At 43.6% G+C, this 13,995-nt stretch carries 12 protein-coding genes; 3 read left to right on the top strand and 9 right to left on the bottom strand.

The genetic code is table 11. The features are described 5' to 3' along the window. Window positions 1–28: 28 nt before the first annotated feature. The 5 genes from nqrE to AC5JPY_RS07500 are packed head-to-tail and all read right to left on the bottom strand — an operon-like array spanning window position 29 to window position 4,786. A complete protein-coding gene (gene nqrE / locus AC5JPY_RS07520) occupies window positions 29–637 on the bottom strand; it encodes an NADH:ubiquinone reductase (Na(+)-transporting) subunit E (protein WP_075107228.1) in 609 nt (202 codons plus the stop codon). Beyond that, window positions 637–1,308: an NADH:ubiquinone reductase (Na(+)-transporting) subunit D gene (locus AC5JPY_RS07515; RefSeq protein WP_201602231.1), complete on the bottom strand. Its 672-nt coding sequence runs from the start codon at window positions 1,306–1,308 to the stop codon at window positions 637–639. Before AC5JPY_RS07515 ends, nqrE begins: the two co-directional genes overlap by 1 nt. A 1-nt stretch (window position 1,309) precedes the next feature. Further along, window positions 1,310–2,212 (bottom strand): Na(+)-translocating NADH-quinone reductase subunit C, encoded by a 903-nt coding sequence (locus AC5JPY_RS07510; protein ID WP_443524862.1) that lies wholly within the window; start codon window positions 2,210–2,212, stop codon window positions 1,310–1,312. Beyond that, complete coding sequence (locus AC5JPY_RS07505) at window positions 2,193–3,428, bottom strand: NADH:ubiquinone reductase (Na(+)-transporting) subunit B (protein ID WP_443524861.1); 1,236 nt, start codon at window positions 3,426–3,428, stop codon at window positions 2,193–2,195. Before AC5JPY_RS07505 ends, AC5JPY_RS07510 begins: the two co-directional genes overlap by 20 nt. A gap of 5 nt (window positions 3,429–3,433) precedes the next feature. Then, complete coding sequence (locus AC5JPY_RS07500) at window positions 3,434–4,786, bottom strand: Na(+)-translocating NADH-quinone reductase subunit A (RefSeq protein WP_443524859.1); 1,353 nt, start codon at window positions 4,784–4,786, stop codon at window positions 3,434–3,436. 1,077 nt (window positions 4,787–5,863) lie between these two features. On the opposite strand from AC5JPY_RS07500, the gene hisA reads away from it, so the two are divergent. Beyond that, complete coding sequence (gene hisA / locus AC5JPY_RS07495) at window positions 5,864–6,601, top strand: 1-(5-phosphoribosyl)-5-[(5-phosphoribosylamino)methylideneamino]imidazole-4-carboxamide isomerase (RefSeq protein ID WP_201547583.1); 738 nt, start codon at window positions 5,864–5,866, stop codon at window positions 6,599–6,601. 56 nt (window positions 6,602–6,657) lie between these two features. Continuing rightward, window positions 6,658–8,268, top strand: coding sequence for a mechanosensitive ion channel domain-containing protein (locus AC5JPY_RS07490; RefSeq protein WP_443524858.1), 1,611 nt, complete (start codon window positions 6,658–6,660; stop codon window positions 8,266–8,268). A gap of 22 nt (window positions 8,269–8,290) precedes the next feature. Here AC5JPY_RS07490 and AC5JPY_RS07485 read toward each other — a convergent pair whose 3' ends face one another. Further along, the gene (locus AC5JPY_RS07485; RefSeq protein ID WP_443524857.1) at window positions 8,291–8,791 is read right to left on the bottom strand and encodes a 2-thiouracil desulfurase family protein; all 501 of its coding nucleotides are present in this window, start codon (window positions 8,789–8,791) and stop codon (window positions 8,291–8,293) included. Between the two features lie 294 nt (window positions 8,792–9,085). On the opposite strand from AC5JPY_RS07485, the gene AC5JPY_RS07480 reads away from it, so the two are divergent. Next, a complete protein-coding gene (locus tag AC5JPY_RS07480) occupies window positions 9,086–9,373 on the top strand; it encodes a hypothetical protein (RefSeq protein WP_443524856.1) in 288 nt (95 codons plus the stop codon). Window positions 9,374–9,470: 97 nt separating this feature from the next. Here the strand turns inward: AC5JPY_RS07480 and rnr are convergent, their stop codons facing one another. From rnr to infC, 3 genes are all read right to left on the bottom strand, one after another. After that, window positions 9,471–11,747: a ribonuclease R gene (rnr, locus tag AC5JPY_RS07475; RefSeq protein ID WP_443524855.1), complete on the bottom strand. Its 2,277-nt coding sequence runs from the start codon at window positions 11,745–11,747 to the stop codon at window positions 9,471–9,473. A gap of 138 nt (window positions 11,748–11,885) precedes the next feature. Further along, window positions 11,886–13,130, bottom strand: coding sequence for a toxic anion resistance protein (locus AC5JPY_RS07470; protein ID WP_443524853.1), 1,245 nt, complete (start codon window positions 13,128–13,130; stop codon window positions 11,886–11,888). A 350-nt stretch (window positions 13,131–13,480) separates the two neighbouring features. After that, on the bottom strand, window positions 13,481–13,984 hold the full coding sequence (gene infC, locus AC5JPY_RS07465; protein WP_057762155.1) for a translation initiation factor IF-3: 504 nt from the start codon (window positions 13,982–13,984) through the stop codon (window positions 13,481–13,483). Window positions 13,985–13,995: the final 11 nt, after the last annotated feature.

The following is a 13,995-nucleotide window of genomic DNA, read 5'->3' as shown; positions in this document are numbered from 1 at the left end:
AGCTAATGAGAGCTTTGAGCTTAGCAGTTTAGATGGACATACCACCGAACGACATAAAGCCGAGCGACATCAGACCAACCGTGAGAAAGGTAATACCAAGACCGCGCAATGGCGCTGGAATGTCTGAGTATTTAAGCTTTTCACGAATACCTGCCAATGCAGTAATAGCAAGTGCCCAACCGAAGCCTGCACCCACACCATAGACAACAGACTCACCAAAGTTATAATCACGCTCTACCATAAATAGTACACCACCTAAGATGGCACAGTTTACAGTGATTAATGGTAAGAATACCCCAAGCGCGTTGTAAAGACTGGGTACAAACTTGTCCAAGAACATCTCTAGGATCTGTACGGTAGCCGCAATCAAACCGATATAACTGAGCAATCCTAGGAAGCTCAAGTCGATATCAGGGAAGCCTGCCCATGCCAGTGCACCATCTTTTAGGATGAACTGGAATAGCAAGTTGTTTAGCGGAACCGTGATGGCCATAACGACGATAACGGCAACACCAAGTCCGATAGCAGTTGAGACTTTTTTGGATACGGCCAAAAAAGTACACATGCCTAAGAAGTAGGCAAGTGCCATGTTCTCAATAAAGACTGAGGTTATAAATAAACTAATATAATGTCCCATTAGTGACCGCCTCCATGTGCCATGCCTTTAGACTGCGGCTTCATTACAAACTCAGCTTCTTCCACTTGTTCTGGTTTCCAGATACGCACGATCGCGATAAACAAAGCAATAATGAAGAACGCTGATGGTGGCAATAGCAACAGACCATTCGGTATATACCAACCGCCATCAGTAACTGGCTGTAGGATAGTGATACCAAACCAAGTGCCCGCGCCCAATAGTTCGCGAATAGTAGCAACGAACAGCAAGACCGCCGAATAACCAAGACCGTTACCAATACCGTCTAAAAAGCTTGGAATTGGTGGGTTGCTCATGGCAAACGCTTCAGCACGGCCCATAACGATACAGTTGGTGATGATCAGACCAACGAAAACCGACAGACCTTTACTCACATCATAAGCGACAGCTTTTAGCACCTGATCAACCAAGATAACCAATGACGCAATAATCGTCATCTGTACAATGATACGAATACTTGATGGAATCTTTTTACGAATCACGGAGATAAAGAAGCTTGAGAACGCCGTCACCAATGTCAATGCCACACACATAACCATGGCGTTTGCCATACTTGTGGTGACCGCCAGCGCCGAACAGATACCGAGGATCTGTAGGCCAATGGGGTTATTGTCAAAAATAGGCGTGGTTAAAATACTTTTAGTATCAGCCATGTTATGCCTCCTTGCCGTTTGCTACTGGTAGCTTGGCTGCCAATTCGGTTTTAGGTTGAGCGGCCGGTTTTGATTGATTGGCTTGCGCTTCTGCATCATCAATCGTTTGACCGCTCTCTTCACGTAGCATATCTAGATAAGGCTTATAGCCTTGCTCACCTAACCAAAACTGAATCATGTTGCTGACGCCGCGGCTAGTCAGTGTTGCACCGCTAATGCCATCGACCCAGTTTTCTTTTGGATTACCCGCTTTGGTTACACCAGTAGCAACGTCACCGTTTTCGTCATAAGACTCGATACCGCTCCACTTTGCACGCCATGCTGGCTCTTCGATACGAGCGCCCAGACCTGGGGTTTCTTTATGCTCATAAAAGCTGATACCTTTGATGGTGTTCATATCGCTCTCAAGCGTTAAGAAACCATAAATCGTACCCCACAGACCGTAGCCCTGAATAGGTAGTACAATCGCTTCTGGTTGACCAGCATCGTCTTCTTTGACATAGACTTTGGCATACTTTGGCTTACGGCCGATACCAGCAGGATCGTTGTCACCCAAGTCTTCGCTCAAGGCTTGGTTCTTTGTCGCTTGACTGGCGTCATAGGCATTACGATCAGGAATACCAGCAGTTTTTAGCGCATCGTCATCGAGATAAGTGCCTTCGTTTAGATCAATGATTTTCACATCAAAGTCTTTAAAACGTTCAGCAACATCATCGGCGGTATCAGATTCAGCATCATATAGATCAGCAGCAACCAAGATGTTTTTGTTGCGGTCTAAGCGTGCGTTTTCGACTTGTGCAGGCTTTAGACCAACAGCGACCGCTGAGACCAATACTGAGCACACCAAGCATAGCGTCAACGCCACGCTGATGGTTTTTGCGTTATTACTTTTGGGCTTGGACATAACGAACCCTCCGAGCAGTTTGGCGTTTGATGTTTGCTTGAGTCACAAAATAATCAAACAATGGGGCAAATAAGTTGGCAAATAAGATGGCCAGCATGATGCCTTCTGGGAAAGCTGGGTTAATGACACGAATCAATACGGTCATAAAACCAATCAAAATACCATAAGCCCAGCGGCCTTTATTGGTATGTGCAGCTGAAACAGGGTCGGTCGCCATAAAGACCGCACCGAATGCAAAGCCACCAATGACCAGATGCCAGTAGAATGGCAAGCTCATCATCATATTGTCATCAGAGCCGATCATATTGAATACAAGAGAGGTCGCAATCAGACCAACCACACAACCTGCCATGATGCGCCAAGAGGCAATACGTGTCCATAGCAGTACTGCAGCACCCAACAAGATTGCCAGCGTTGATACTTCACCGATACTGCCTTGCATGTTGCCTAAGAACGCATCACTCCACGTGATCGCATTGCCATAGACATCAACGAAGTCTTGAGGAACCACACCAAGCGCGGCAAGACCGAGAGGGGTTGCACCTGAGAATCCATCTACAGCTGTCCATACTGAGTCACCAGACATATAGGCTGGATAAGCAAAGTACAAGAACGCACGACCTGATAGGGCAGGGTTCAGGAAGTTTTTACCGGTACCACCGAACACTTCTTTTGCGACGACTACACCAAAGATAATACCCAAGGCAACTTGCCATAAAGGAATATCTGGTGGTAGACATAGCGCAAACAGAACTGAGGTCACAAAGAAACCTTCGTTAACTTCATGCCCGCGTACGACCGCGAAGATAATCTCACAGAGAATACCAACAGCAAAAGTCACGATATAAATAGGTAAAAACTGCATGGCCCCGTAAACGAAGCTTGCCCAGATACTGTCTGGGTTATAGCCTGCCATGCTAGTGATGACAGTACGCCAGCCGTCGGGCTGTAGACCAAGCTGGGCGATAGCCGTCAGTGCTTGATGACCGATGTTGTACATACCCCAAAACATCGCTGGGAACGTACATAGCCATACGGTAATCATAATACGCTTTAGGTCGATCCCGTCGCGTACATGTGATGAGGCAAATGTCGTTGTACCTGGTTGACGCAGAAACGTATCAAACATCTCAAAAATGGCATAGTACTTTTCGTGTTTGCCGCCTTTGGTGAAAGATGGCTCCATACGATCGAACATATTGTGTAAAAATTTCATCGTGGTTAGCCCTCCAGCTCAATGCGCGTTAAATTATCACGCAAAATATCACCAAACTCATATTTGCCAGGAGATACAAAGGTGCATAGTGCCAAATCTTCTTCATCCAATTCAAGAACGCCCAAATCTACAGCACTAATAATGTCTTCGACAATCAATGCACGTAGTAGTTGAGTGGGTAGGTAATCTTGTGGCATGACTTCTTCATAGACACCGATGGGTACCATCGCTCGCGGTGAGCCATTACTTGTCGTGGTGAAGTTGTATTTTTTGCCACCAAAGAACTGCGAAATATAGATAGGCAGTTTTGAAAAGCGGTTTTTACCTGGGCTAAAGAAATGAAACGCTGGGCGCTCATGACCTTCAGTCAGTACACTGATCTGGTTGTGAAAACGACCAAGATAAGCCACATTGTCAAACACTTTGCGACCGGACAACACTGAACCTGAAATAACTCGGTTCTCGCCAGCAGCAAGCTTGCCTTTGGTTAATGCCGTAATATCAGCACCGCGCTCGGTTGCAACCAAATGCGGGTTGGTAACCGCAGGACCAGCTAGGCTCAGCATACGGCGAGTATATAGACGACCTGTCGTAAACAGCTTACCAATCGCGATCACGTCTTGATAGCCAACTGTCCACACGGTCACACCGCGCATAATCGGATGCAAAAAGTGAATGTGCGTACCAGCAAGACCAGCTGGATGTTTTCCAGCAAAACCATGATACTCAGTGACATTATCCGCAGCAGTTTTTGCAACTGGCGTCAGTTTGGCATCACCATGATGACAGACAAAGGTCTTTGGCGTGAGCGTAGACAGTACAGCAAGGCCATCATTGAACGCTTGTAGCTGCTCATTGATCACCAGCATTGGGTCAAGCGCCAATGGGTTGGTATCTGTCGCTGTGACAAAGATAGCGTGTGGACGAGCACCGATTTCTGGTGCGCGGCTATAGGGACGCGTGCGAAACGCTGTCCATTCGCCAGAGGCAATCAGTTGGGTTTCAACGACTTCAGAGTCTAGGTCAGCAAGCTGCTGTGAGTCATAGCGCTCAAAGTCTACTTCTTCACCATTTGGGTCGACCGCAATCACAAGACTCTCAAACACTCGACGCTCGCCACGTTTAACAGCGACGACCTTACCGGCAGCAGGGGCAGTGTAGATGACGCCGACACGTTTTTTATCTTCAAAAACGGGCTGACCTTTGGCTACAATGTCACCTTCTTTGACATTCATTGTAGGTTTCATACCCACATAGTCATAGCCGACAAGTGCTACATGTGTCGGTTGGTGCTCAGATATCTCGCGGGAGGGTTCACCGGTAATGGGCAAATCCAAACCTTTTTTGATGGTAATCATAAGCGAAAACTTAGTCCATAGTCTAAAACGATACCAGACATCCTGTTTGGCACATCGGTAGTATGAAAACCTGTATCACTCAATAGAGCCTTCAATCGTCTATTTCTATATCGAAATAGGGATGAAAGCTCTGTTGGGACAATACATAATCATAACTACTATTAAGAGTATTAACGCTGACCTTAGACTCCTTAACAACACGTTAATGTCTTATTCGAATTACCAAAGTGGCGACTGGCTACCAAGGTGTATGCTAAAACTATTAAGCCAAATTAATCCTCTAAAGCACATTGCTAAGAGAAACTATTTTGAAAATAACAGCCCTATCACACGTTTCATTGAAATTTAAAACTTGTAACACCAGTATAGGGACCACCTTTATCCAATCATTATCAGTCAAACATACCTGATTGGTTAGAAGTGTGACCACATAACGATCTATTGAGTAGATGATAAACTGGCTAAAAGATAATCTAGGTCAGCAGGATCACATCGTTGTGATGAGCTGCTACAACGCTAGGTTTAACGGTTCTGATATTGTTGGCTAGTGACAGGAATTTAAAAGGTATCCAATGGGGCTTAATACTGCAGAATCGGTGGTATACAGACTACCAGATTAGATTTCTATTATAACCTTTTTGGGCAATATATCAGTCAATATCATACGGATACATTCAGCTATTGCTCTTTGTGTCTGAGTCCTCTTTAATTACGACTAAGTAATAATGACTCAACAAAAAGCGTAACACCTGGTTACCATCACATAGAAACAAATAAAAATTTACCTAGGATTATACGCTAAATTGACCTAAAATTGCCAGTCAGTAATGGAATTTAACGAATGTTGGTGGTGATTCCAAATACGAAAACTTATGGTTATGACTGTTTGGTTTCCCTCATTTCCTATTTCTATCTGAGCAGATTTTGACTTTTTTATCTGGTTTATAATCTGTCTATGATTTATACCGCTGTTGAGTGACGTTTTCTATTATTGTGTAATGCTCTGATATCGTTTGATTTCCAAAAATATGCTTGTCTAAATTTATTACCAATACTGTGCTTTATAAGGAATGCTATATGTGTGCTGTACCTGTCATTATCCCGGCTATTGATTTAAAAGATGGTAAATGTGTACGTTTAAAACAAGGCCGTATGGAAGATGATACGGTATTCTCTGATGATCCGGTTGCGATGGCAGCACGCTGGGTAGATGAAGGCGCACGTCGTCTGCATTTGGTCGATTTGAATGGGGCTTTTGATGGCGTACCCGTGCACAGACAAGTGGTCAACGATATTACCAAAGCGTATCCGAACCTGCCTATTCAGTTGGGCGGCGGTGTGCGTAATATGAATACCATTGAGCAGTACATCACTGCGGGTTTGACTTATATTATCATTGGGACAAAAGCTGTCGAAGATCCTGATTTTGTCGCAGAAGCTTGTCGTGAGTTTGCAGGACACATTATCGTTGGTATCGATGCCAAAGACGGTATGGTGGCTACACATGGCTGGGCCAATGTTACTGATACTAAGGCAACTGAGCTAGCCAAGCGTTTTGCTGATGTGGGTGTCTCCTCTATTGTGTATACTGATATTGCCCGTGATGGCATGATGCAAGGCGTTAATGTAGAGCAAACCGTCAATTTGGCACGTGAAGGCGGATTACCAGTGATTGCATCAGGTGGCGTTACTGATATGAAAGACATTGAGCTATTGAAGCCTTATGGCGACTGTATAGAAGGTATTATCACTGGCCGTGCTATCTACGAAGGCACATTGAACTTGAGTGAGGCGCAGCGCTATCTAGACAGCTAACGCTCAAAGTTAGTAAAAACGTAATGGTACAAACTCTATAACAGCAAAGGATGCTTATGGACACTTATCTTGACCGCCCAAGGATACGTCATCTTCTAAGAGCGTGGGGTCAAATGGTGTTGCTACTAAGCATCTTTTGTACGTTGCCAGCCTATGCTGCTGGTGAAGAGGTTTCTGGTATTGCAGCGGCATTGGGTGTAGAGGACGCAATACCTGATAATACAACGACAGCAGATGACGACACGTCAGAAACCAACATTTCCACACCGACTCCTGCCCCGCCACCCGCAATCAATGGCGAAAGTACCAATAATGGTCAAATTGAAACTACACCCACCCTCCAAAAAGACAACGACATCCGTCAGCGAATCAATGGAATCTTTTCTGAAATAGAAGGATTACAAGCCGTTACTGTTAATGTTACTCAAGGTGTCGTCACCTTAGCGGGAGAAACTGCCAACGAAAAAAAGGCACAACAAGCTATCAATTTGACCAACCGTTTGACAGACGTCGTGACGGTTGATGACAACATCAACCGTACACTAGATGTTCAAGAAAACGTATCGACAGTTTATCAGGGTCTAAAAGCGCAACTGGAAAACCTAGTAAAGGCGCTGCCTTTATTGCTGGTTGGTATCGTCATATTTGCACTCGTGACATGGTTTGGTAGTTGGTTATCTAGACGCAAAAAAATGTGGCAGCGCCTCACGCCCAATCCTTTTGTCGCTGAGCTCTTGTCGCAGACCATTAAAGTTATCTTTATTATTTTTGGTCTTATTCTGGCACTGAGCTTGATCGGTGCAGAAACAGTATTGGGCACGTTGCTCGGCGGTGCTGGTGTCATTGGTATCGCGGTCGGTTTTGCAGTCAAAGACACTATCGAAAATTATATAGCTTCTTTAATGCTCAGTATCCGTCAGCCCTTTCGTGCACGTGATCAAGTGGTGATTAATGGTCAAGAGGGGATTGTGGTTCGTCTGACGTCACGTGCGACGATATTAATGACGCTAGATGGCAATCAGCTACGTATCCCCAATGCTGAAGTGTTTAAAGGTACGATCCTAAACTATACCAAAAATCCCGAGCGTCGCTTCACCTTTGAGTTGGGTGTGGATGCCAATGATGATCCATTGGCTGCAATCAAAGTAGGGCTGGATGCGATACATACATTAGCATTTGTATTAGAAGAGCCAAAAGCAATTGCGATTATTACCAATGTAGGTGATTCTAATATCGTGCTTGAATTTCAAGTGTGGGTTGATCAATCCGAAACGGACTTTTTAAAAGCACGTAGTATTGCCATTCGCGAAACCAAGCATGCGTTAGAAAACGAGGGCTTTAGCTTGCCTGAACCTATTTATCGTCTGAGGTTTAACAACAAATTAGAAAAAGCCTTTGAGCATATGCAGAGTGGTGCGAGTAGTGACAAATCTGACCTGACAATTACGCCTACTATGCCTGATGCACCAGCAAATGATGAGCGTGATATTGATGATAAGGATAAGAAGCAGGCAAAAGCACGAGCCAAAGTTATTTTACAAGGTCAGAGCGCTAATGATGTTCTCGATGCTCGCCCTGATGACAAGCTAATGGAAAAAGTCGAGCAGGAGATTGCCCAGAGCTCAGATGAGACGGATTTACTCAATAACAATAGTCCGCAAGAGTAAACCCTATTAGATAGTAGACAGTCTAATCCCCTGTGGGCATGACGGACTGTAATGCGCTATCAGCAGCAACAAGATCATATTGACTAAAAACCTCAATACCATGCTTTCTCAGTAGCGCTGCCGTCACGCCCATACCTGCTATCTTATTATTGCTAAAATGGCCGTTGTATATGGTATTACTACCACAAGAAGGGCTGCTTTCAGTCAGCACTGCTACTTTAATATGATGTTTTTGACACAGTGCCAATGCCAACTGAGCCCTTTTTTTGAAATACACGCTTACATCAGTGCCTGTCTCTTCTATAACCTCCGATTTACCCAGCCAGACATCAGTACCATCACCGCGTACGATCTCTGCAGGCGCTCTTGGTATGCTCATACCTGCGTCGACCTCTGGACACACTAAAACCAGTCGTCCTTCTATTTGCCACCGTGTCAGAATGTCACTGGCTGCTGCTAATCCCTTGCCATTATATTGTACAGGTTTGCCCAACAGACAAGCGCTGACCAGTACCTTTTCCATAAATGTTCCTTATCTCATTTTCAGTTGCTTTGTTTTTTGAGAGGCGTTGATTGATAGTATCAGACCACTCTTATTAATGTTATTTGTGTTTATCACATTTTGAGGTTACTGCTCTAACATGTTGTTTAACAAGCGATATCTATTAAGCTTTCGTCCGCATAAGTAACTATGGCGATCTGCATGTTGTTTTTCATTTTATTTACTATTACTGATATTCAGCTACTGCTTCACAAGATAGGCACAAAAAGTGCAACGAAACCCGTATTTGATGGTGAGTCAAACACGGGGTTTTTTATGGAAATGAAACATGTCATTATATTTGCAGTGATTGGCATAGTCGCACTGTTGGGCTTTAATATCATAAACGGTAACAGTCGCGAGAAAAATAGGGAGGTTGCCGTCAGTACTGTCGCTACTGATTCAGCTACTGATGCAGATAGTACTCAGGACAACGCGGCAGCTATTACTAGTAAGCCACTTGGCGAACAGCCAAAAGTTATGCTAGACGATGCCACTAATAAAATCAATCAAGCGCAGCAATCTGAGCAAGATCGTTTGGATCAAATGAATAATACACAGTAATCATCGACTTATCTTATAGTTGAAGTGCACATAAATAAAAAGGGCCAACGATAACGTTAGCCCTTTTTATTTGTAGTATTGCAATCTCAGTTACGGATTAGCTTTTTTTGCTAGACCCTCTGCGATTATTACTTCTTTTCGCAGGACTCTTTTTAGGCTGATCTTTTTTAGCAGGCTGTTTCTTTGACTGGTTCATGGCACTCGACTGCAACTTTTCTTTTAGATCAAAATCAATTTGCAGTAGGTCCATGTTCACGCCAGCAACTTGTACTTTGACCGAGTCACCAAGCCCAAATAATGTACCTTTGTCTTTACCGATAAGCTGTTGCTGCTGCTCATCATAGACAAAGAAGTCATCACCGACGTTTGAGATATGTACCAAACCATCGATGTATAAGTCAGTCAATGTAACAAACAGACCAAAACTAGTAACCGTAGTCACTACACCTTCAAACTCTTCACCAACATGGTCAGTCATGTAATGACACTTGAGCCATGACTCTACAAATCGTGACGCCTTTTCTGCACGGCGTTCTGTGTCTGAGGTCTGCGTACCAGCACCTTCAAGCGAGAAGTCCATAAAAGGCTGCTTGCTGTTCGTTACTTGTGCTTTGATACCACGATGCAGCATCAGATCTGGGTAACGGCGGATAGGCGAAGTAAAGTGGCTATATTCGTCATAAGCCAAGCCAAAGTGACCAATATTGTCAGGTGCATAGCTTGCTTGCATCATCGAACGTAGTAGCATGCTATGAATACTGATTGCATCTGGTCTGTCTTTGGTCGCTTCAATAATCCGCTGATAATCCGCTTGCGTTGGGTTCTCTTCTGGGAAAGGTAAACCGAAGTTTTTTGCATATTCATGGATACGCATCGACTTCTCGTTATCAGGCTTATCATGGTTACGATATAAGACTGGTAACTCGTGTTTAAGCGCAAAGTTAGCCGCACAGGTGTTAGCAAGGAGCATGCACTCTTCGATTAGCTTTTGAGAGTCACCACGAGTGCGTGGCAAAATCGCTTCGATGCCACCTTTTTCGTTGAACTTGATGTACGTTTCAACCGTTTCAAATTCCATTGCATGACGTTCTTCACGCTTTTTGAGCAGTAGTTCATACAACTGATGTAGGGTATCAACAGACTTTTTAACGTCTTTATTACCCGTTAACGATTTAGGTAGTCTCTTATCATTCGGGTTCACCAAATAATCGTTCACTTGATTATAGGTTAGACGGGCTTGTGAATGCATGACTGATGGATAAAACTCATATCCGGTCACTTTACCAGCACGCGATATCTTAATATCAGCGACCATACATAGACGATCTAGATTAGGATTCAGTGAACACAGACCATTAGAGAGCACTTCAGGTAGCATCGGAATCACGCGATGTGGGAAGTATACGGACGTACCGCGCTCATAAGCATCTTGGTCTAGTGGTGAATTTGGCGTGACATAGTAGCTAACATCAGCAATTGCAACCACCACACGGTAGTTACCACCTGAGCGCTTCTCGGCAAATACAGCATCATCGAAATCACGAGCATCTTCGCCATCGATAGTGACAAGCGGTAGATGGCGCAAGTCTTTACGACCTTTGATATCATTTTCAGTTGGTTCTTGATAGTCACCAGCTTGCTTAAGAGCCGCCTCACTAAACTCTGATGGAATATCATAGTTAAGAAGGGTTGTTTCGATGATCAGTTCACGATCATTATCGTCAGATAGGACTTCAGTGATTTTACCTGTACCAAACTCATGCTGGTTTGGCCAGTCAATAATATCGACTTTGACAGGTGCGCCTTGCTTAGCATTTAGCGCTTGTACATTTTCATCAGTAACGGTAATTGGCTGATGGTTGTTTGGACTACCAAGCTCCACGCAGTAGCCGTCTTCATCACGTGCAAGCGTTCCAATGAAGTTGTTTTGGCGACGTTTAACCACATCGACGATGCGACCTTCAGTGCGACCACGATTGTCTGTTGATGTACCGACTGCTGCTACCGTATCGCCATTGAATACCCAGCGCATTTGCTTTTCATGCAAAAACAAATCTGGCATATCACTCAATACCACAAACCCAAAACCCTTTGGATGTGCAGACACCATACCTGTGACGATATCTTGCTTAGTGACTGTGCGATAGCGATAAGGACGGCCTTCACGGTTTACTTGTCCATCACGTGCCATTGCTTTTAGGCGATTGCCTAGAGCATCGAATTGGTCGGGATCATCAATATTAAAGGCTTTTGCCAATTGTTGATGTGTGACTTCCCCATGTTCATTAATCGTACTGAGTATCAGTTCGCGACTAGGAATCGGGTTGTCGTATTTTTTTGCCTCACTCGAGGCGTTTGGATCATTCCAACTCATAAATTACCGTATCTATTTTTAAGACTATTAATAGGGGCTATCTTAACACGAACGACGGCGCAATATCTTGCGTCAATTTTCTTATGTGTATTCGATAGCAGGAAGCAGCCAACTTTTAGTGACTGCTATATAGATAAATCAAATATCAATATCGACACTGTTTGATTGGTTAGTGATTTTTTTGCTATCCAGCTCTTTTGAAACTTCGAGCACCGTAGTTTGATTTGATTTATCCAAATATTTTTGTGCTTTATCTACTTCAGTGGTCAAGGTATTGACCGTTTGCTTCATATTTTCTAGCGCTTCAATTTTATAGTTACTGATCATGTCCATAGTGTCATAGACATTATTGAAGGCGTTTTGCAGTTTATCAAGTTCAATACTACTGCTGGTCGCTTGCTCATGGATCTCGCCTGACTGACGCTTGAGCATCGCCGAGGTTGACTCAATCAAGCTACTGGTTGTCTTGTTCAATGCTGTGATTTGATCTAGTACCAGTTTTTGATTGGTCATTGCTTGGGCAACGACAACAGCCGTACGCAGCGCTGAAACGGTGGTCGTGGTTGCACGATCAACGCCTTTAATTAGTTCTAGATTATTACGGCGAATGGTATCCAGTGCCAGATAGCCTTGTACATTCACTGCTAACTGGGTCAAAAAGTCGGTGTTTTTTTGACGGACATAAAACAGCATCTCTTCTTTAATGATGCGCGCTTTTTCTGGATCTGTTGCTTCTATCGCGTAGACCTTTTGCTCCAACTGTTCATCAATTTTTTTGCCAACATAGACATATTGACGAATAGATTGCATCAGCTCCCACATATTGACTTTTTCTTGCTCAATCATCGCATTGTCTTTGAGCAGCTCGTCTTTGCCATTGTATAGACTGGTCACAACAGCATTAATGTGAGACTGGGCGGACTCATACTGACGGAAATAGTCCTGTACTTTATTACCGAATGGAATCAGACCGAATAGCTTACGTGAGTTAGTCAGCTCTTTTTTACTTGGGTCTAAATCTTCCACAATACCGCGTAGCTCAGTTAAAGACTTTGCAATAGGGGAGTTATCAAACAAACTGTCATTAAGACTTTTTGCTGGTAGATCCAGCATACGATTAGAGACTTGTGCCGATTCACGAATCTCTTTTGTCCCTAGATTATGAATAGATTGAACGTTTTGCTGAAACTCTGGACTATGCACTGAATTGGTAATCACATGATCGACAAATGCATCAACTTTGGCATCGAGTTCTGGAATTTGGCTTTCATCCAACTTGACCATCTGATCGGCTTCACTTTTCTGTATTTCTTTGACAGGCTCAGGCGCTGTGAGAGATATAGTAGGAGTTGCGGCGTTTTCTGGCGGTGTCAATTCTTGCATGAAATTTCCTTTGATGTCTGATAAAAGTAGTGTTTGTTGTCAATGACTCTGATGGTCATGATGTACGTTATTTTTATACACTTACCTAAAACGTTCGAATAAATGCTGATTAGCAAATATAAAACAGACCTTTAGATTACCGCGTAATCAAATAGTTGAGAAGGTGGGTTTTGTAAAATAGCGTCAGCCAATTATATCTGGCTACACACATTTCCCTGCCATCATTTCAAGGAGGTCTGCATCAGCATAGGTAATAAAAAACCATCAATATCCCGCAGCATATTGATGGTCAGAGTTATAAATAGCTATATCGACTAACAGCCACTACTCAAAGTAGTCCTACAAACAGATTACTTTTTCTTAGTAGGTCCGAGCAGCATACCCATTTGACGACCTTCCATCTTAGGGTATTGTTCGACGTTTGAGATATCAGCAGTATCTTCAATGATACGATCAAGTTGTTTGCGACCAATATCTTGGTGCGCCATTTCACGTCCGCGGAAACGGATGCTAATTTTAACTTTGTCTTGATCTTCCAAGAAGCTTACGATTTTTCTCAGTTTAACCTGATAATCAGCTTCTTCGGTACTAGGACGTAGCTTCATCTCTTTTAGCTGAGTCTGCTTTTGGTTTTTCTTAGCTTCTTTAGCCTTTTGTTTTTGATCATAGAGGAAATGCTTATAATCCATAATCTTACATACTGGTGGCTTAGCTTCAGGAACTAGTTCAACCAAATCTAGGTTTTCATCACGTGCCGCTTTCATCGCGGTTGCGATATCAACCACGCCCATTTGCTCGCCATCTTCTTTGACGAGACGGACTTCTTTGACGTTGATATCTTCGTTGATGTTCAAACGGTTTGACT

The organism is Psychrobacter sp. H27 (genome assembly GCF_059072655.1).
This window is presented reverse-complemented; position numbering and strand designations above follow the sequence as displayed.